15 protein-coding genes and 8 tRNA genes are annotated in these 19,641 nt (G+C 44.7%); 2 read left to right on the forward strand and 21 right to left on the reverse strand.

The genetic code is table 11. The annotated features are described in order from the left end of the window. Nucleotides 1-67: 67 nt before the first annotated feature. Genes K5609_RS14505 through K5609_RS14515 form a run of 3 tightly spaced genes read right to left on the reverse strand, consistent with a single transcriptional unit; the run spans nt 68 to nt 3,985 of the window. Complete coding sequence (locus tag K5609_RS14505) at nt 68-2,914, reverse strand: M16 family metallopeptidase (RefSeq protein ID WP_246611862.1); 2,847 nt, start codon at nt 2,912-2,914, stop codon at nt 68-70. Nucleotides 2,915-2,938: 24 nt separating this feature from the next. Beyond that, on the reverse strand, nt 2,939-3,370 hold the full coding sequence (locus K5609_RS14510; protein WP_246611863.1) for a YqaA family protein: 432 nt from the start codon (nt 3,368-3,370) through the stop codon (nt 2,939-2,941). 9 nt (nt 3,371-3,379) lie between these two features. Next, the gene (locus K5609_RS14515; RefSeq protein ID WP_221074276.1) at nt 3,380-3,985 is read right to left on the reverse strand and encodes a beta-phosphoglucomutase family hydrolase; all 606 of its coding nucleotides are present in this window, start codon (nt 3,983-3,985) and stop codon (nt 3,380-3,382) included. A 412-nt stretch (nt 3,986-4,397) separates the two neighbouring features. Between K5609_RS14515 and K5609_RS14520 the strand changes: the two genes are divergently transcribed. After that, a complete protein-coding gene (locus K5609_RS14520; RefSeq protein WP_221074277.1) occupies nt 4,398-4,565 on the forward strand; it encodes a hypothetical protein in 168 nt (55 codons plus the stop codon). Between the two features lie 52 nt (nt 4,566-4,617). On the opposite strand, the gene K5609_RS14525 is transcribed toward K5609_RS14520, so the two are convergent. From K5609_RS14525 to recA, 16 genes are all read right to left on the reverse strand, one after another. Continuing rightward, nucleotides 4,618-5,748 (reverse strand): sodium ion-translocating decarboxylase subunit beta, encoded by a 1,131-nt coding sequence (locus K5609_RS14525; RefSeq protein ID WP_221074278.1) that lies wholly within the window; start codon nt 5,746-5,748, stop codon nt 4,618-4,620. A 12-nt stretch (nt 5,749-5,760) separates the two neighbouring features. After that, the gene (gene oadA, locus K5609_RS14530; RefSeq protein ID WP_221074279.1) at nt 5,761-7,542 is read right to left on the reverse strand and encodes a sodium-extruding oxaloacetate decarboxylase subunit alpha; all 1,782 of its coding nucleotides are present in this window, start codon (nt 7,540-7,542) and stop codon (nt 5,761-5,763) included. Between the two features lie 20 nt (nt 7,543-7,562). Next, nucleotides 7,563-7,805, reverse strand: a complete 243-nt coding sequence (locus K5609_RS14535; protein ID WP_246611864.1) for an OadG family protein — start codon at nt 7,803-7,805, stop codon at nt 7,563-7,565. A 351-nt stretch (nt 7,806-8,156) separates the two neighbouring features. Further along, nucleotides 8,157-8,233: transfer RNA gene (locus tag K5609_RS14540), tRNA-Arg, on the reverse strand. Between the two features lie 59 nt (nt 8,234-8,292). Then, a tRNA-Arg gene (locus tag K5609_RS14545) sits at nt 8,293-8,369 on the reverse strand. An 11-nt stretch (nt 8,370-8,380) separates the two neighbouring features. Further along, nucleotides 8,381-8,473 (reverse strand) — tRNA-Ser (locus tag K5609_RS14550). A gap of 45 nt (nt 8,474-8,518) precedes the next feature. Next, nucleotides 8,519-8,595, reverse strand: a tRNA-Arg gene (locus K5609_RS14555). A gap of 48 nt (nt 8,596-8,643) precedes the next feature. Beyond that, nucleotides 8,644-8,720 (reverse strand) — tRNA-Arg (locus K5609_RS14560). A gap of 53 nt (nt 8,721-8,773) precedes the next feature. Continuing rightward, nucleotides 8,774-8,850 (reverse strand) — tRNA-Arg (locus K5609_RS14565). Between the two features lie 47 nt (nt 8,851-8,897). Continuing rightward, a tRNA-Arg gene (locus K5609_RS14570) sits at nt 8,898-8,974 on the reverse strand. Nucleotides 8,975-8,985: 11 nt separating this feature from the next. Further along, nucleotides 8,986-9,078 (reverse strand) — tRNA-Ser (locus K5609_RS14575). A 242-nt stretch (nt 9,079-9,320) separates the two neighbouring features. Next, nucleotides 9,321-9,500 carry a carbon storage regulator CsrA gene (csrA, locus tag K5609_RS14580; protein ID WP_016402827.1) on the reverse strand — a complete coding sequence of 60 codons (180 nt, stop codon included), beginning with the start codon at nt 9,498-9,500 and terminating at the stop codon, nt 9,321-9,323. 107 nt (nt 9,501-9,607) lie between these two features. Next, nucleotides 9,608-10,822 carry an aspartate kinase gene (locus K5609_RS14585; RefSeq protein ID WP_221074280.1) on the reverse strand — a complete coding sequence of 405 codons (1,215 nt, stop codon included), beginning with the start codon at nt 10,820-10,822 and terminating at the stop codon, nt 9,608-9,610. Nucleotides 10,823-10,860: 38 nt separating this feature from the next. Then, nucleotides 10,861-13,485, reverse strand: coding sequence for an alanine--tRNA ligase (gene alaS / locus K5609_RS14590; protein ID WP_221074281.1), 2,625 nt, complete (start codon nt 13,483-13,485; stop codon nt 10,861-10,863). A gap of 142 nt (nt 13,486-13,627) precedes the next feature. Further along, nucleotides 13,628-14,077 (reverse strand): regulatory protein RecX, encoded by a 450-nt coding sequence (locus K5609_RS14595; protein WP_221074282.1) that lies wholly within the window; start codon nt 14,075-14,077, stop codon nt 13,628-13,630. Between the two features lie 34 nt (nt 14,078-14,111). Continuing rightward, nucleotides 14,112-15,155 carry a recombinase RecA gene (recA, locus tag K5609_RS14600; RefSeq protein WP_221074283.1) on the reverse strand — a complete coding sequence of 348 codons (1,044 nt, stop codon included), beginning with the start codon at nt 15,153-15,155 and terminating at the stop codon, nt 14,112-14,114. Nucleotides 15,156-15,315: 160 nt separating this feature from the next. Between recA and mutS the strand changes: the two genes are divergently transcribed. Further along, entirely contained in the window at nt 15,316-17,889 is a 2,574-nt protein-coding gene (mutS, locus tag K5609_RS14605) for a DNA mismatch repair protein MutS (RefSeq protein ID WP_425514839.1), read from the forward strand. A gap of 68 nt (nt 17,890-17,957) precedes the next feature. On the opposite strand, the gene rpoS is transcribed toward mutS, so the two are convergent. After that, nucleotides 17,958-18,908: an RNA polymerase sigma factor RpoS gene (rpoS, locus tag K5609_RS14610; RefSeq protein WP_221074285.1), complete on the reverse strand. Its 951-nt coding sequence runs from the start codon at nt 18,906-18,908 to the stop codon at nt 17,958-17,960. Between the two features lie 55 nt (nt 18,909-18,963). Then, a complete protein-coding gene (locus K5609_RS14615) occupies nt 18,964-19,623 on the reverse strand; it encodes a peptidoglycan DD-metalloendopeptidase family protein (RefSeq protein ID WP_343212479.1) in 660 nt (219 codons plus the stop codon). Between the last annotated feature and the right edge of the window lie 18 nt (nt 19,624-19,641).

Here is a 19,641-nt window from a genome sequence, read left to right on the forward strand (position 1 = left end):
TAAAACGCGTAATGTGGCAAAGCATAGCGAGAACGCCCATGTTTTGCCACCACTGTGCGTTGCTACGTTACAATGCAAGTTCTTGAACTGGCATACCTATTTTCTTTAGCTCTGGTAATAGTTGCTGTTTATCGCCCACTACCACCACGATCATTTCTTTGGGTGAAAAATACTTCGCCGCCAATTGCTGTAATTCAGCTTGGCTAATATTGGCAGTAATTTGATTCTGAGTGGCGACAAATTCTGGCCCCAAATCAAAGGCCAACATTTGCATCAAAAATGAGGCTTTCTGCGATGGTGTTGCGTAGGCCAAAGCCTCTTGCTGGGATACTGCACTGCGCATATAAGACAACTCTTCATCGCTTGGACCACTTTTTGAGTAAGCTTCTAGCTCGGCCAACAGCTCTTGAATCGCTGATGCGGTGGCGTCTTGTCGCACATCGGTTGAGATAACAAAACTACCGCTATCTTTAAAACCACCAAATCCACTACTTACGCCATAGGTATAACCTTTGTCTTCGCGTAAGTTCATGTTAATTCGACTATTGAAGTTACCGCCAAAGTTAAAGTTCATTAAGTTGGCTTTGAAATACTCACCAGTAGCATCGTAAGGCATCGCTAAACGACCAATACGAATCACCGACTGTACAGCACCTGGTTTATCTAGCAGATAAATGGTGTTGTTCTTTGCAGAAGGTTTCGCCGTTAAATGAGCAGCCTTGCTGGCCTCGCCTTGCCATTGTTGCTGTAAAGGTTGCAATGCCTGTTCAATCTCAGTTTGATTGAGGTTGCTTACAGCAACCAACTGGCTGCCCTTGGGTTGGTAATGCTGATGCCAAAAATGCTTCACATCTTCAAGAGAAAGCGCAGCTATGCTATCGCGACTCCCCCAACTCGAGGTTGCTAGGCGACTGCCCTCACCAAAGAACAAGCTTTGACTAGCAATACTGGCTAGCCAATTTGGCTGATTAAACTTCTGCTCAATACTTTGCAAGTGACGGGCTTTTTCACGCTCAAACTCTGCACTATCAAAAGCGGGAGTTAATAAACGCTGCTGCAAAATTTCCAGCACCTGTGGCAAGTTCTCGGTTAATGAAGACAGACTAATATTTTGACTATACAGCCCGCCACTAAAGCTGACCGACGCGCCCAACTCGGTAAGTTGATCAGATAACTCAGCGGCAGCAGTTTGCTGGGTGCTTTGCATCAACATTTGCGCCGTTAGCTTAGCCAGACCTTCTTTGCCTTTGGGTTCCGAAATACTACCGCCGGGCATCCTAAACTGCAGGGTAACCGTGGGGGTGGGCTGCTCAGATGTCCCTAATACTTGTAAGCCGTTAGTTAACTCTGCATGCCATAATTTAGGTAATTTAACTGCTACAGCGGGGCCGGAAGGAGGCTCAATGCTGCGGTCAAAGTCATCTTTTACTTCACGCAGTGCTAGTTCGCTGTCTTCAATGTGCTGCTGCTCAGGTAGGGTGCGCGGCGCAGGGGTAAAGTTGTCTTCAGCTGCAATTAACTGGCTTTGCCCTCTTGGTACAACACTCATCACCACTCGAGGTTTGTTTAATATGTAGTGCTGGTAAGCTTGCTGTACCTGCTGGTCATTAACGTTTTGAAACTGTTGTAATACTTCACTGATATACAAGGGCTGCTCAAAGAAAGTTTCGCCAAAGGCAAGCTGAGTCACCACATCTGAAACACTCTCTAAACTGTAGATAGTAGAAGCTTTAAGCGATGAGCGAACGCGCTGCAAGTCTTCAGCATTCACTCCACGCTCTGCAAAGTCATTAATGGCTTGGTCAACATCTTGTTCTAGCTGAGCCAAGGTTAAACCGGCCTGCGGATTAGCGCGTACGTATATAGACAAGGTACACGCCATTTCACGACAATAATGGGAGCTGCCAGCAGATAAGGCTTTACCTGATTCAACCAATGATTGATGCAGTAACGAGCTTTTGCCACCACCTAAGATCTCGGCAAACATATCTAGAGCAACTTCGTCTTCAGCGCCGGCATACACAGTTGGATAGCTGATATAGAGCAGAGGGATATGAACACGATCTTCTAAAGAGATATAACGTGTTTCGCTTAACTTCGCTGGGCTTGGGGTAATTTTGGGGATCTCAGGGCCGCTTGGAATGTCACCAAAGTACTGGCTAATCCATTCTAAGCTTTGAGTCTCATCTATATCGCCTCCAATGCTTAGCACTGCATTATTGGGCCCGTACCAACGTAGGAAAAACGCCTTAAGGTCGTTTACGTCTACCCGATTTAGATCTTCAATATAGCCAATTGGCTGCCACGAATAGGGATGTTCTCGAGGATAAAGGGCTTCGTCTACGCGTTCAGACAACAGACCATAGGGCGCGTTATCTACGCGCTGAGCGCGCTCATTTTTCACCGTATCACGCTGGATTTCGAACTTCTTCTGGCTTACAGCCTCAAGCAAAAAGCCCATTCGATCAGCTTCTAACCACAGCACTTTTTCTAGCTGGTTAGCGGGTACGGTTTGATAGTAATTTGTGCGATCTTTGGTTGTGGAGCCATTCATGGTTCCACCCGCTTCGTTAATAATGCGGAAATGCTCTTGGTCGCCTACGTGTTTTGAGCCTTGAAACATCATATGTTCAAAGAAGTGGGCAAAGCCAGACTTGCCCGGCTCTTCGCGATTGGAACCAACGTGATAAGTAATATCTACATGCGCCAAGGGCGCGTTATCATCTTGGTAGAGCAATACCGTTAAGCCATTGGCTAAACGATACTTTTTGTAAGCTATCTGGATGTCGCTATTATTGGCCTGCGAGGTTTCAATTAACTCCACACCCTTGGGTAGCTCAAGCGAAGATTTAGGGTCTATCTGAGTACAAGCAGCTAACCACAGAATGCTAAGCACACTTAACCATCTAAGCACTATATTGACCTCTCTAATCATTATCTAAAAACTCACAACTGCATTACCTAATGCTAATAGCAAAGCGTAACGGATCGCTTTGCCAATAAGCATGGCAACGGTGCTTTGCCAAACTGGAAGTTTAGCTGCGCCCGCTACAAAACAAAGCGCATCGCCAATTACTGGTGCCCAACTCATCAATAAGCTCCAGGCGCCGTATTTGACCAACCAAGGCTTCGCCTCGGCTTGTTCATTCAAGTTAGGTAACCAACTGAAATGTCTGTTACCAAAGTAAAAAGCCCCCCACCCCATGGCAAAGGTTACTAAGCCACCTAGGGTATTACCTAAGGTAGCCACAACTAACAAGCTAAGCCACTGCTCCGGAACTTGGCTGGCCAAACCCAGCAATACGACTTCTGAGCTGCCAGGTAATAAGGTGGCTGATACAAAGGCGCTAAAAAACAATAGGACTAACAATAGAACCGCCTAATCAACAAAATAGTTCGCTGGCCACAAGTTTCTTACATCAACCACCGCCATTCCGGCGGCCTTTGCAGCCTCTATGCCAGCATCAGCGTCTTCAAATACCAGGCATGCTTGCGGTTCTGCTTGCATCAATTCTGCACACTTTAAGAAGGTGTCAGGAGCTGGCTTATGCTTTGCCACTAAATCGGCCCCAACAATCGCTTGCAGTTTATCGGCTATACCCAGTTTGCTTAGTATCATCTCAGCTTGTTGCTGGCTAGCACCAGTGCCCACAGCCATTAGCTTTTCACCTAAAAAATGCTCATAGACTTTAATTAAAGGTGTTGGCTGTATTTCACTATTCACTAGTTGGTGATAACGCAGCTCTTTAGCATCAACCACTTGCTGAACATCTATCCCCTTTATATGGGTATCGGCAAGCAAGTTTTCAACTGTTTGTAAGGTTGGCCATCCACTCATTGCCAGCATTTGTTCTGAGCTAAAAGGAATGGAAAACTGATCCAGAGCAGACTGCCACGCGTTTTGATGATGCTGCATGGAATCAATCAAGGTTCCATCCATATCAAAAATAAAAGCGGCATAGTTTTGGTAATCTTGGAAGTTCATAATCTACTCTGTATGCGGTCGGACTGAACTGCAGCCGATGTAGCCTGCATCATACCAATTAGCGGCAATTTAACTAGAATATTTTGTAAAGCGTGTTAATGCGTAAAGCGAGCAACAGTAGTGAATTGGGTGAAACCGAGTAATCATTGTGAAGCGTAGCGAAGTTAGTGATTAGCTTATACCAATCGTACTAAGTAGCTGTTCATTCTATCTGGTTAAAATGCTCGATAACTACGTTAGGTTTTTTGATTGTAGAATAACTACTTATCGAAAAACCCTGCCTTATTCTCGAGTATTTTTCCTGCGTTATTTCTGATCACTTACTTAGTGTGATTGGTATTACTTCAATTTGTAAGTAATGAAGGTAAACTAAAAGTTCTTCAATTACTTAAGTGACCCAGTAGGTAGAATTATGGTGCGATTTTTCTTGTTGCCCTTGTTATTAACCATTTTATGGACACTGTTTCTATTCCATTATGGCTTAAGCTTCAAACAAGGTTTAAAAGGTTACTATTGGATTATTGGGATTAGCACCGCATTGATTGGATTCTTCTCATTAATGATTTGGCTAACCCATTAGCTACACATAAAAAAAGCTTGCCGAGGCAAGCTTTTTGTTTCGCTGTTAGGTATTAACCAACTAAAGACAGCAGTACACCCGCAGCTACGGCACTACCTAGTACCCCAGCAACGTTTGGTCCCATAGCATGCATTAACAAGAAGTTATGAGGGTTTGACTCTAAACCTACTTTATTTACAACACGTGCAGCCATTGGCACCGCAGATACACCGGCAGCACCAATCAATGGATTAATTTTACCGCCACTTAAACGGCTCATTAACTTAGCCATAAGTACTCCAGAAGCAGTACCAATACCAAATGCCACAGCACCTAAGCCAAGAATACCTAGCGTTTCTACAGTTAAGAATTTGTCAGCAGATAACTTAGAACCTACCGCTAAACCTAAGAAGATGGTCACAACGTTGATAAGTTCGTTTTGTGCAGTTTTGCTTAAACGATCAACCACGCCGCTTTCACGCATTAGGTTACCTAAACAGAACATACCCACTAGAGGTGTTGCCGCTGGTAAGAACAAAATGGTTAAGCCAAGTACAGCGATAGGGAAAATAATCTTTTCTCGCACGCTAACCGGACGCAATTGCTCCATTTGAATTTCGCGTTCTTCTTTAGAGGTTAAGGCCTTCATAATCGGCGGCTGAATAATTGGAACCAGTGCCATGTATGAATAAGCAGCTACCGCAATCGCACCTAATAAATCAGGTGCAAGTTTAGAGGCAAGGAAGATAGCCGTAGGGCCATCTGCTCCACCAATAATTGCAATCGCAGAAGCATCAGCCAGGGTAAAATCAAAGCCTGGGATCATGTTTAATAGAATTGCGCCAAATAGCGTCGCAAAAATACCAAACTGAGCCGCTGCACCAAGCAATAACATTCTTGGGTTTGCGATAAGCGCACCAAAGTCTGTTAACGCGCCAACACCCATAAAGATAAGTAGTGGGAAAACACCGGTCTCGATTCCTACATGGTAAACGTAGTAAAGCAAACCGCCTTCATCGTTAAACCCAGCATTTGGAATGTTGGCCAGCACAGCACCAAAACCAATCGGTAGCAGCAATAAGGGCTCAAATTTACGCACAATTGCCAAATATAGCAGCAGTAAACCTACTGCCATCATCACTAATTGTGCTGGTTCGAAGTTAGCTAGGCCGGTCTCCAGCCATAGCTTAGTAATTCCTTCCACGTTCTCGCTCCCTTATGCGATGCTAAGCAGGACTTCGCCCACAGCAACCGCATCACCTTCTCTAACTAATACCTCGTCAACAACCCCGGTTTTAGCGGAACGGATTTCGGTTTCCATTTTCATTGCTTCCATAATCAGCAATACATCGCCTTCTTGCACATTAGCGCCAGGCTTAGCGAGAACTTTAAAGATGTTACCCGCTAAAGGAGCTGGTAAGGCTTCTCCTTTGCCACTGGCAGCTGGTGCTGCTGGAGTGGCCGCAGCTGGCGCTGAGCTGGCTACTGGTGTTACGCCATCAATAGAACCCTCTGGGCCTACATCTACGGTGTACAGCTGACCGTCCACTCGTACCGAGTAAGTTTCTACTGCGCCAGGTTTAGCAGGAGCCGCTACTTTAACGTCATCAGCGCTTGGTACTGGCTCAAATGCATCTGGGTTGCCGCGATTCTCTAAGAACTTAAGGCCAATTTGTGGGAACAATGCATAAGTTAAAGCATCATCAATCTTGTCTTCAGCTAGAGCAAAACCTTTTTCTTTGGCTAGTTGCTCTACTTCAGTTTTAAGGCGCTCCATCTCCGCTTGCAGTAAATCTGCTGGGCGGCAGGTAATAGCTTCTGCACCATCAAGAACACGCGCTTGTAACTCTGCATTCAGCTCGCCAGGCGCTTTACCGTATTGACCGCTTAAGATACCTGCGGTCTCTTTGGTAATCGTTTTGTAACGCTCACCAGTTAAAACGTTAAGCACTGCTTGGCTACCTACAATTTGCGAAGTAGGTGTTACCAGTGGGATGTAACCTAAGTCCTTACGTACTTTAGGGATCTCTAGTAATACTTCATCAAGTTTGTCTGCAGCGCCCTGCTCTTTAAGCTGGCCTTCCATGTTGGTTAACATGCCACCAGGTACTTGCGCGATAAGAATGCGTGAATCAACACCTTTAAGGCTGCCTTCGAACTTAGCGTACTTTTTACGTACTTCGCGGAAGTAAGCTGCAATAGATTCCAGTTTAGTTAGGTCTAAGCCTGTATCGCGCTCAGTACCTTCTAGCATCGCTACAATGGTCTCTGTTGGGCTGTGACCATAAGTACAGCTCATTGATGAGATTGCTGTGTCGATGATGTCTACGCCGGCTTCAATGGCTTTAATGTGGGTAGGTAAGCTTAAGCCGGTCGTTGCATGACAGTGCAATGCAATTTCTACATCAGTTTCAGCTTTAAGACGCTTAATCAGTGTTTCAGCTTCATAAGGTTTTAATAAACCCGACATATCCTTAATGGCAATAGAGTGACAACCAATGTCCTCTAAGCTCTTTGCAAGGTCTACCCAATTATCCAAAGTGTGAATTGGGCTAGTGGTGTAAGAAATCGTCCCCTGCGCATGTGCGCCGCAATCTAGGGCTGCTTTTACTGCAGTTTGAAAGTTACGCGGATCATTCATCGCGTCAAAGATACGGAATACATCCATACCATTTTTAACCGCACGTTCTACAAAGCGCTCTACAACGTCGTCAGCATAGTGGCGGTAACCTAGTAAGTTTTGGCCACGCAATAGCATTTGCTGCTTAGTATTAGGCATTGCCTTCTTAAGCGCGCGTAAACGCTCCCATGGGTCTTCGCCAAGATAACGAATACAGGCGTCAAAGGTTGCGCCACCCCATGTTTCTAGAGACCAATAACCAATTTGGTCGAGTTGCTCAGCAATAGGCAACATATCTTCAAGGCGAAGACGGGTTGCTAATAATGATTGATGCGCGTCGCGCAATACAACATCGGTTAATGCAAGTGGTTTAGACATTGCGTTAAATCCTCTTTTAGTTATTGGGCCTTCCGGTACTGTTGAACAGCAGCTGATATAGCGGCTACTACAGTGGCGTTATTGGCAGGTTGGGGAGCTGGAGACGAGGTTTGCTTTGGTTCCGCTACTTCGGCTAGCGGTGGCGCCAGCTTAGCTAAGCCATTTACCGCAACAATAAGTAGCGATAAAAAAGCGAATACGGCGATCATCCCGACCCCCATTAACGTTGCTGCTTCCACTAACAGCTCAGTCAAATCCATCATATTATTAATCCACATCCTTTGAGATTGGCGTAAGAATTACATGCTAAACAACAAAAATCAAACTTGATTTTTGAATAATTATTCAAAACCTTGGTATTGTTAACTTTATTTTACCAATGACAAAATTCGCAATTATACGCCACATCGCTCGTTACACAGTTTAAACCGCCAAACGATAACATTTAGTTAACAACTGATTTACAGCTTCACGACAGCATAATTCATTAACTAATCTAGCAGCTTAGCTACCTCAAAAGTAGTAATGGCGATCACAAGAGATGCAATTTTAAGATGAATAAGAGGTGAATAGTGATCTAGGGCGTGAAAGGGAATAAATAGAAACAGAGAAAATGGCGCGCGTGGAAGGATTCGAACCTCCGACCGCCTGGTTCGTAGCCAGGTACTCTATCCAGCTGAGCTACACGCGCGTGGGTTATGAAACAAAGCCTAGAAGAGAATGGGCAATGCATCAAATAAAAACAGAAAATGGCGCGCGTGGAAGGATTCGAACCTCCGACCGCCTGGTTCGTAGCCAGGTACTCTATCCAGCTGAGCTACACGCGCGTTGAAATCGATGGCGGTGAGGGAGGGATTCGAACCCTCGATAGGGCTACAAACCCTATACTCCCTTAGCAGGGGAGCGCCTTCGGCCACTCGGCCACCTCACCTCGATTTCCTTCAGCAAGCTCGCCCAAGGGCAAACTTAAGAAGAATGGCGCGCGTGGAAGGATTCGAACCTCCGACCGCCTGGTTCGTAGCCAGGTACTCTATCCAGCTGAGCTACACGCGCGCAGAAAACACTTTGTAAACAAGAACGACAAGTCATTCTTTTAAAATATGGCGCGCGTGGAAGGATTCGAACCTCCGACCGCCTGGTTCGTAGCCAGGTACTCTATCCAGCTGAGCTACACGCGCACAGATAACACTTCAATAAAAAAAGCTCACATAACTATGAGCTTTTTAAATAATGGCGCGCGTGGAAGGATTCGAACCTCCGACCGCCTGGTTCGTAGCCAGGTACTCTATCCAGCTGAGCTACACGCGCGCAGAAAACACTTTGTAATTAAAACTACTAATCTTTCTTTTAAAATATGGCGCGCGTGGAAGGATTCGAACCTCCGACCGCCTGGTTCGTAGCCAGGTACTCTATCCAGCTGAGCTACACGCGCGTTGAAATCGATGGCGGTGAGGGAGGGATTCGAACCCTCGATAGGGCTACAAACCCTATACTCCCTTAGCAGGGGAGCGCCTTCGGCCACTCGGCCACCTCACCGCGATTTCGGATGCAGATATTACTGCTTCCAAAAATATAGTCAAACCTTTTTTGTCACTTTTCTTTTGTTCGTTCAGCTTTCGAACAGTTGGCTATGTATTTGTTTAGCAACTGACTACAAAGCAAACGTTCTGGTGATTAAGCGGTGGATTTGTAGCCGCAGCTCATAAGCCGCAAAACCCTAAAAAACAAAAGGAAGCCAGAGGCTTCCTAAAGATAAATCTTGGCAATGTAAGGCTTGCTTAGGCGCCTGCACTTTTCTCTGCTTGAATGCGCATGTAGATCTCTTCACGGTGCACAGATACTTCTTTTGGTGCATTTACACCGATACGTACTTGGTTACCTTTAACACCCAATACAGTTACGGTTACTTCATCCCCAATCATCAACGTTTCGCCTACACGGCGCGTCAAAATTAGCATTCATTATCTCCTTAAATTCATATTCTTGTTCTTTAGCGACTTATCTAAGCTGTTATTTTTCTGCTATTAAGCGTATAGACTAGCTTGTTTAAGCCAAAGAGTCATTATTATTGCTCTAGGTTATATGCACTATGCAAAGCACGTACAGCCAACTCTAAATACTTTTCGTCTACTACTACCGACACTTTGATTTCAGAAGTCGAGATAAGTTGCATATTAATGCCCTCGTTTCCTAAGGTTTCAAACATGGTTTTAGCAACGCCAGGGTGATTCATCATCCCCACCCCAACAATAGAAATTTTTGCCAAGGAGTCTTTACCTTGAACTTCGCGCGCCCCCAGTTTGCTAGAGGTTTCTTCTAACAGCTCTTTGGCACGCTTATAATCATTACGGTGAACCGTAAAAGTAAAGTCTGCGGTGTTATCACCCATCGAGTTTTGAATAATCATATCTACGTCGATGTTAGCATCGCCAATAGGCGCCAATATTGATGCGGCAACGGAAGGTTTATCTGGTACACCCAAAATCGTTAAGCTTGCTTCATCACGATTAAATGCGATGCCTGATATTACGGGTGACTCCATTTTATTTCCCTCATAACTAATTAAGGTTCCATTACCTTCAGTAAAACTTGATAGAACACGCAACGGCACATTATATTTGCCGGCAAACTCTACAGCGCGGATCTGTAAAACTTTTGCGCCTAAACTGGCCATTTCTAGCATTTCTTCAAAAGTAATGCTCTCTAAACGGCGGGCTTTAGGCTCTACTCGTGGGTCAGTAGTGTATACACCATCAACATCGGTATATATCTGACACTCATCAGCTTTAAGCGCCGCTGCAATAGCCACTGCCGTAGTGTCTGAACCACCACGGCCTAAAGTAGTAATGTAGTTGTCTGGGCTCCTACCTTGGAATCCAGCAATCACCACTACTTTATTCTCTTTTAAGTGAGCTTGAATATTATGATCGTCAATATCGGTGATACGTGCTTTACCGTGAGCCTTATCGGTATGCATACGGATCTGATCGCCAGTCATAGAAATCGCATCACAGCCTTTCTTCTGTAAAGCAATACTCAGCAAAGCAATAGTCACTTGCTCACCAGTAGATACCAATACGTCTTTTTCACGCTCACTGGCGTTTTCGTCTATCTCATTGGCTAGACCTAACAAGCGATTGGTTTCACCAGACATCGCTGAAAGAACAACCACGATATCGTCGCCCGCTTCTTTACAGCGAATAACGCGATCGGCTACGGCTTGGATACGCTCTAAGGTACCCACCGAAGTGCCGCCATATTTTTGAACAATTAGTGCCACTTGCTTTCCTTTTTCTCTAACACTTAATGCATAACTATTTAAAGCTTTTCAATAAGCCACTCTTTCACATCGGCTAGAGCTTTTGGCAAACCATCTGGATTAGACCCGCCCGCTTGAGCCATATCGGGTCGGCCACCGCCTTTACCACCAACACATTGAGCAGCGATGTTCACCATCTCACCGGCTTTAACGCGACCAGTAAGATCTTTAGTAACACCTGCAACCAGGCTAACTTTGCCATCGTTTACTGTACCAAGCAAAATTACGCCGCTTTCAAGCTTAACCTTGAGTTCATCAACGCTACTGCGAAGGGCTTTACCCTCAGCACCATCAATTAAGGCAATCAATACTTTCACACCATTAATGGTTTGTATTTGATCTGCAGCATCATTACTGGCAGCACTAGCTAACTTAGCTTTTAGCTGAGTCACTTCTTTCTCGAGCATTTTGTTGCGATCAACTAACTGAATCACTTTATCGCCAATATTGAATTGGTCACCTTTAACCAAGTTAGCCGCTTTTTCTGTTTCTTCGGCTAGGCGGTGAATCAAGTCGATAGCAAATTGACCGGTTACCGCTTCAATACGACGAACCCCAGCAGCAATACCTGCTTCGCTGGTGATTTTAAAGAAACCGATGTCACCAGTGTGGTTTACGTGAGTCCCCCCACATAGCTCAGTTGAGAAATCACCCATACTTACAACACGCACGTCGTCGTCATATTTCTCACCAAATAAGGCCATCGCACCAGCCTGCTTAGCTTCATCAAGGTTCATTACCTTGGTCTCAACAGGCAGGTTGCGACGAATTTGTTGGTTTACTAGGTGTTCAACTTGGCGTAACGAGCGCATAGACACACCTTCAAAGTGTGAAAAATCGAAACGTAAACGCGCCGCTTCTACCAAAGAACCTTTTTGAGTAACGTGCTCACCTAAAGTTTGACGCAATGCAGCGTGCAATAGGTGCGTTACCGAGTGATTTAGCGCAGTATTCCAGCGACGGCGTGAATCAACCTTAGCTTGAACTAACTGCTGAACATTTAAATCACCACCTTGCACATAACCTTTATGTACAAAAGCTTTACCCACTTTTAGGGTGTCTTGCACAACAAAGCTTCCGCCTTCATACATCAACTCGCCAGCATCGCCAGCTTGACCACCTGACTCGGCGTAAAACGGTGTTTTATCTAACACGATAATAGCTTGGTCACCGCCGGTAAGAGACGATTGAGGCTCGCCATCTTTATACATTTCAACAATCTTAACGTCTGCTTCTAAGTGTTGGTAACCAAGGAACTCAGTCGCGCTGTCAATAATTAGATTGTCGTTATAATCCGTTCCAAAGTTACTGGCTTGCTTCGCTCGCTCACGTTGTGCTTGCATGGCCGCTTCAAACTCGGCCTCATCTACACTTAACTCTCGCTCACGGGCGATATCAGCGGTTAAGTCTGCAGGAAAGCCATAAGTGTCATAAAGCTTAAATACTAAGTCACCAGGAATAACCGAACCATCTAACTCGCTAAGTGCTTCGTCCAAAATTAACAAACCACGATCAAGGGTTTTGGCAAACTGCTCTTCTTCTAGCTTAAGCACACGCTCAATAACCGGTAATTGAGTTTGCAGCTCTGGGTAGGCTTCACCCATTTCTGCGATTAGCGCCGGCAATAACTTATAAAAGAATGCATCAGTAGCACCCAGCTTATTACCATGGCGTACTGCACGGCGAATAATGCGTCGCAAAACGTAACCGCGGCCTTCATTGGCCGGCATTACGCCATCTGCGATTAAGAAACCGCATGAACGAATGTGGTCTGCAATTACCCGCAACGATTTGTTTTCCAAATCATTGGTGCTAATGATTTTTGCGGCTGCAGCAATCAAGTTTTGGAAAATATCGATTTCGTAGTTAGAGTGCACGCCTTGTAATATTGCTGCAATACGCTCTAAGCCCATACCGGTATCAACTGAAGGATTTGGTAAAGGATCCATGGTTCCGTCGGCTTGACGGTTGAACTGCATGAATACTACATTCCAAATTTCAATGAAACGGTCACCATCTTCTTCAGGGCTGCCTGGAGGACCGCCCCAGATATGCTCGCCATGGTCATAAAAGATTTCGGTACAGGGGCCACAAGGACCGGTGTCACCCATTTGCCAGAAGTTATCAGACTCGAACTTCTTCTCAGGAGACTTGTCGCCAATACGAATGATGCGCTCTTTAGGTACACCAATTTTATTAGCCCACAAATCAAACGCTTCATCATCGGTTTGGTAAACGGTAACTAATAGCTTTTCTTTAGGTAACTTAACAACTTCAGTTAAGAACTCCCACGCATAGCCAATGGCTTCTTCTTTGAAGTAATCACCAAAGCTGAAGTTACCTAGCATTTCAAAGAAAGTGTGGTGGCGTGCCGTGTAGCCTACGTTTTCTAGATCGTTGTGCTTACCGCCAGCTCGTACACAGCGTTGCGATGTAGTGGCTCGGCTGTAATTACGCTTATCAATGCCAAGAAATACGTCTTTGAACTGATTCATACCCGCATTGGTAAATAGTAAGGTAGGATCGTCGTGAGGGACTAATGAACTACTGGCAACTACTTGGTGATTTTTGCTGTTAAAGAAGCTTAAAAATGCATTTCTTACTTCAGCTGAAGTCATCTTCATGAAACTCTTTCCTGGGGGTTTGTAGCAACTCGACATAGCGGTGAAACCTAAAGTTTCCCGTCGATAAGCGCTAAAAAAGGTGAAACCGTTATTAATCGCGACAATATATCACGCAGACCTTTGCAGGCAAAGTGTTCGAGGCTTATTGCTGTTGTAGTTCGCTATACAAGATATTGATTAGTTCGAAATCAAAGCCACGTCGAAACAAATAGGCAGTACATTTTTGCTTTTGCATTCGGTCGCCGGGTAAACCTTGTTTAAATTTTTTGTTAAAACAAAGCTCGATGGCTTGGTACCAATCCCAGTCATCCTGTTCCAGTACCTCACTGGCTAAATCGCCACTAATCCCCTTAGTTTGCAAGTACTGTTTGATGTAGTTTTTGCCGTAACCTTTGCTAACCCGAGCGCGGGTTAGCGATGCTGCGTAACTTTTGTCATCTAACCAAGCGTTTTGCTGAGCATATTCGAGGGCATCGCTAACCTCTTCATCTTGATAGCCTTTTTGCCGTAGCTTTTGCGCTAGCTGCTGTTGGCTATAAGAGCGTCTTGATAGCAAATCGATGGTGGTATGTAGGGCGCTGCGGTTAGTCATAACAAAAAGGAGCCCTTAGGCTCCTTTATCTCGCTTATGCTTCTTGATCTGCTGGAGCTTCAGCGGCAGGTTCTTGCTCTTCGAGCTCAACCTTGTTTAGAAGGTTATTACGAATAGTCATCTCAATTTCTTGAGCAACTTCCGGATGCTCTTTTAAGTAGGTAGAAGCGTTGGCTTTACCTTGGCCGATTTTACTGCCTTTATAAGAGAACCAAGCACCGGCTTTATCTACGAGTTTTTCTTTAACACCTAAATCAACTAGCTCACCGTAGCGGTTAAAGCCTTCACCATACATAATCTGGAATTCAGCTTGCTTAAATGGCGCAGCAATTTTATTTTTAACCACTTTAACGCGAGTTTCGTTACCAACTACTTCATCGCCCGCTTTTACCGCACCGATGCGGCGAATATCAAGGCGTACAGATGCATAAAACTTAAGCGCATTACCACCGGAGGTAGTTTCTGGGTTACCAAACATTACACCAATCTTCATGCGGATTTGGTTAATAAAGATACACATGCAGTTAGTTTGTTTTAGGGTACCCGTTAGCTTGCGTAAAGCTTGCGACATTAAACGTGCCTGCAAACCAACATGGCTATCGCCCATGTCACCTTCGATTTCTGCTTTTGGTGTTAATGCTGCTACCGAGTCAATTACGATCATATCTACAGCGCCAGAGCGCGCTAACATATCAGTAATTTCTAGAGCTTGCTCACCAGTGTCAGGCTGAGACACTAATAAGTTATCTACATCTACACCCAGTTTTTTAGCGTAAATAGGGTCTAGGGCATGCTCTGCATCCACAAAGGCACATACCTTGCCCACTTTCTGCGCTTGTGCAATCGCTTCAAGAGTAAGAGTGGTTTTACCAGAACTTTCAGGACCATAGATTTCAATCACTCGACCCATTGGTAAGCCGCCAGCACCCAAGGCAATATCAATTGATAAAGAACCAGTAGAAATGGTTTCGATATCCATGGTACGGTTATCACCAAGCTTCATGATTGAGCCTTTACCAAATTGCTTCTCAATTTGGCCTAGGGCCGCAGCTAATGCCTTTTGTTTGTTCTGATCCATATCGCCCTCGTTAGGTGCTTTTAACTATCTTGTTGACCAGTAGTATACTGGATGTTCATACAGTATCAAGTTTATTCCATAAAATTCCTAAAAGAGTTTTGCCTAATTTGCTGGCAGCTTTTATCCTTGCAGCTTCGTTTAACTAAATAGCAATTATTCGATTACGCCGATGACTGAAACAAACCTAGAAAAACATACGCCGATGATGCGCCAATACCTCAACCTAAAGGCGCAACACCCCGATATTTTACTGTTTTATCGAATGGGCGATTTCTATGAATTGTTTTACGATGACGCTAAACGCGCTTCAGAGTTAATGGATATTTCACTCACCAAACGTGGGCAATCCGCTGGCACACCTATTCCCATGGCGGGCATTCCTTATCATGCTGCTGAAAACTACCTATCACGATTAGTGCAGCTGGGTGAGTCGGTGGCTATTTGTGAACAGATAGGCGACCCTGCTACCAGCAAAGGTCCAGTTGAGCGTAAAGTTGTTAGGATTATTACCCCAGGCACGGTTAGTGATGAAGCACTACTAGAAGAAAAGCACGACAACCTATTGGTTAGCGTTGTGAACCAACAGCAGCAAATTGGTCTCGCTTATCTGGATATTGCCAGTGGTCGCTTCGTTATCAATCAGTTTAATGGTGAAGATCAGCTACAAGCAGAATTGCAAAGATTAAACCCTGCCGAACTGCTCTACCCCGACGATTTTGAATACTACTCAAGCCTGCAAAACTATAAGGGTTTACGCCGACGAGGTGAGTGGGAATTTGATTTAGCCACAGCAGAAAAAGTGCTAAACCAGCAGTTTGGTACTCGTCATCTAGATGGTTTTGGCGTAAGTGAATATCCACTCGCCTTATCGGCAGCGGGTTGCTTATTGCAATATGTACAGGATACACAACGCACCGCATTGCCACATATCAATGCCATTATTATTGAAAGCCAAAGTCAGTTTATTCAGTTAGATGCTGCTAGTCGCAAGAACTTAGAACTTACTCGAAACTTATCTGGCACTTACGACAATACACTTAGCACTATACTAGATCGTAGCGCAACAGCCATGGGCAGCCGCTTACTCAATCGCTGGATTCATCAACCGCTAAGTAATCAGCAAGAAGTTGTCGCTCGCCAAGATTGCATTGCTGAGATGCTAAGTTCAGACCTCTACCCACAGCTACAAAGCATTCTTAAATCCATTGGTGACATTGAGCGTATTTTGGCGCGTTTAGCACTGCGCTCAGCTCGTCCCCGCGATTTAGCTCGCTTACGCAATGCCTTTGAGCAACTCCCAGAGCTACAAAGTTACTTGCACAATAGTCAGGCCTTGGCACCCTTAGCTAAGACCATTGGAGAATTTCCAGATACACTGGGTTTGCTGCAAAGTGCCATAATCGATAATCCTCCAGTACTTATTCGCGATGGAGGGGTAATTGCTCCAGGCTACAATCAAGAACTCGATGAGTGGCGAAACTTAAGTGAAGGCGCAACTCAGTTTTTAAGAGATATTGAGCAACGCGAACGAGAACAAACCGGTATCGCTAACCTCAAAATTGGCTATAACAAAGTACACGGTTTTTATATTGAAGTTAGCCGAGCACAAGCAGAGCAAGTTCCTGATCATTATATTCGCCGCCAAACTTTAAAGAATATGGAACGCTACATCATTGCCGAGCTGAAAGAACACGAAGAAAAAGTGCTTTCTAGCCAGGGTAAAGCGCTCGCTCTAGAGAAACAGCTATACGAACAACTTCTCGACCTGTTAATGCCTGCGCTAAGCAAAATGCAACAAAGCGCCCAAGCCGTTGCTCAGCTAGATGTTCTCGCTTGTCTGGCGGAAAGAGCCGAAAGCTTAAACTACTCTCGCCCAAGCTTTAGTAAAAGCTCGGGTATTAATATCCAAGGTGGCCGTCACCCAGTAGTCGAACAGGTACATGACACACCTTTTATCGCCAACCCAGTTCAGCTTAACAAACAACGACAGTTGTTGATTGTAACTGGCCCTAACATGGGGGGGAAGTCAACCTACATGCGCCAAACCGCGCTTATATGCTTAATGGCTTATATGGGCAGTTTTGTTCCAGCTGATGGCGCGGAACTAGGTCCGATTGATAAGATCTTCACGCGTATTGGCGCGTCAGATGACCTGGCAAGTGGTCGTTCAACCTTTATGGTTGAGATGACTGAAACAGCAAATATTTTGCATAACGCCACTGCCAATAGCCTAGTGCTAATGGATGAAATCGGCAGAGGAACAAGCACTTATGATGGCATGTCGCTGGCCTGGGCAGTAGCGCAAGCCCTTGCAAAACTTAAATCACAAACGCTATTTGCCACCCATTACTTTGAGTTAACCCAACTTCCAGAGCTATTGGAAGGGGTAGCCAATGTACATTTAGACGCGGTTGAACATCAGGACACCATCGCATTTATGCATCAAGTTCAAGATGGAGCAGCTAGTAAAAGCTATGGTTTGCAAGTGGCCGCTCTTGCCGGCATTCCAAAAACAGTCATCAACCAAGCTAAACGAAAGCTCAAACAACTTGAAGCCACTGAGTCTACTGGTTCTAATGCGATAAATGGAGACTTAGCTGGTCAATTAAATATGGACTTAGGCGAGCCTGACCCTCATCCGGTTTTAATACAGCTCAATAAGCTAGATCCTAATGAATTATCGCCTAAAGCGGCTTTAGATTTTCTGTTCAAACTTAAACAACAAAGCCAATAAGCCTTTAATTTAAATAACAAAAAAAGGAAGCCTAAGCTTCCTTTTTTACTATTTTGAGGATTGTTTTTCTACACTTTAAATAGCGAGTCTATCGATAAGTTTTGTAGAGAAAGAATATCCCGTAAACGACGCAGTGCTTCGACTTGAATTTGTCTTACTCGTTCCCGCGTTAAACCAATTTCTCTACCAACATCTTCCAAGGTAGAGGCTTCGTAACCTAACAATCCAAAACGGCGTGCTAACACTTCGCGCTGTTTACTGTTGAGTTCGCCTAACCAACCAACAATGCTATTTTTCATATCATCATCTTGGGTTTTATGCTCTGGACCGTGATCGTTTTCGTCAGAAATGATATCAAGCAAAGCCTTATCGTTATCACCGCCGATAGGGGTATCAACTGAGCTGATACGCTCGTTTAAACGCAGCATTTTGGTTACGTCTTCAACTGGGCGGTCTAAGGTTTCGGCAATTTCTTCAGCGGTAGGTTCATGGTCTAAACGATGCGCTAGTTCACGAGCGGTACGTAAATACACGTTGAGTTCTTTAACCACATGAATAGGTAAACGAATAGTTCGTGTTTGATTCATAATCGCACGTTCAATGGTTTGACGAATCCACCAAGTCGCATAGGTTGAGAAGCGGAAACCGCGTTCTGGGTCAAACTTTTCCACAGCACGAATCAACCCGAGGTTCCCTTCCTCGATTAAATCTAACAGTGCTAAACCTCGATTATTATAGCGGCGAGCGATTTTCACTACTAAGCGAAGGTTACTTTCAATCATTCGTTTACGCGCAGCTTCATCACCTCTTAAGGCACGCCGAGCGTATAGAACTTCTTCTTCTGCGGTGAGTAGTGGAGAGAAACCAATTTCACCAAGATAGAGCTGAGTAGCATCTAAACTCTTGGACACATCGGCTTGCATGATGTCATCTTTGTCTGATTTTTTGCTAACAGATTGATTCTTAGAACCTTCTGTTGAAACGCTTTTAAGTTTTACAGCAGTTTTTACTTGGGTCATAGCATAACCTCCCTGAACAAGACCTGATTGCGATTATTGTTATGTGCAATCTAGGCTAGAGTGCCGGTAGATACTTAGCTGGATCTACTGACTTTCCTTTGAAACGGATCTCAAAATGTAATCGCGTATCGGTTGTTCCTGTATCGCCCATATCGGCGATATGTTGCCCTACTACTACTTGCTGTTTTTCTTTTACACGTAAACGACTGTTGTGTGCGTAAGCACTTAAATAATCGTCGTTGTGTTTTATTATTATTAGTTTTCCGTAACCTCTTAATGCGCTGCCCGCATACACCACTCGACCCGGTGCTGAAGCTACTATTTTCTGGCCTTGTTTACCACGAATATCTAGGCCTTTATTACCGTTCTCTTTGTTAGAGAACCCCTTGATAACATTGCCTTTTGTTGGCCAAATCCAGCCTTTAACAGGGCCAGTTTTAGCTTTCGCAGTAACTTTCGGCGAGTTTTTAGCGTATGCCTTTGTTGACGTCGGTTCAAGTTCTTTTGACGATTTATTAACATCTTTAACTTGCGACTTCACAGTTTTATGCTTATTAGTTTTGGCATTACCGGACTTAACACCGCTACCTTTCAGTTTGATGGTTTGTCCAACATAAATTGTGTAAGGAGCCGGAATATTATTTCTTTTTGCCAATTGTTCGGGGTCTATCCCAGCTCGCCAAGCAATAGAGTAAAGAGTCTCGCCTTTTTTCACTTTATAGCTAGAACTGTT

It is taken from the genome of Agarivorans aestuarii (assembly GCF_019670125.1).
GTDB classification, from domain to species: Bacteria; Pseudomonadota; Gammaproteobacteria; order Enterobacterales; family Celerinatantimonadaceae; genus Agarivorans; species Agarivorans aestuarii.

Excerpts from the sequence above, each read along its gene's own strand:
- rpoS (WP_221074285.1), bottom strand. The coding sequence starts at position 18,908 with ATGACCCAAGTAAAAACTGCTGTAAAACTTAAAAGCGTTTCAACAGAA.
- alaS (WP_221074281.1), bottom strand. The coding sequence starts at position 13,485 with ATGAAGATGACTTCAGCTGAAGTAAGAAATGCATTTTTAAGCTTCTTT.
- oadA (WP_221074279.1), bottom strand. The coding sequence starts at position 7,542 with ATGTCTAAACCACTTGCATTAACCGATGTTGTATTGCGCGACGCGCAT.
- csrA (WP_016402827.1), bottom strand. The coding sequence starts at position 9,500 with ATGCTAATTTTGACGCGCCGTGTAGGCGAAACGTTGATGATTGGGGAT.
- K5609_RS14535 (WP_246611864.1), bottom strand. The coding sequence starts at position 7,805 with ATGATGGATTTGACTGAGCTGTTAGTGGAAGCAGCAACGTTAATGGGG.
- K5609_RS14595 (WP_221074282.1), bottom strand. The coding sequence starts at position 14,077 with ATGACTAACCGCAGCGCCCTACATACCACCATCGATTTGCTATCAAGA.
- K5609_RS14520 (WP_221074277.1), top strand. The coding sequence starts at position 4,398 with ATGGTGCGATTTTTCTTGTTGCCCTTGTTATTAACCATTTTATGGACA.
- K5609_RS14515 (WP_221074276.1), bottom strand. The coding sequence starts at position 3,985 with ATGAACTTCCAAGATTACCAAAACTATGCCGCTTTTATTTTTGATATG.
- recA (WP_221074283.1), bottom strand. The coding sequence starts at position 15,155 with ATGGATCAGAACAAACAAAAGGCATTAGCTGCGGCCCTAGGCCAAATT.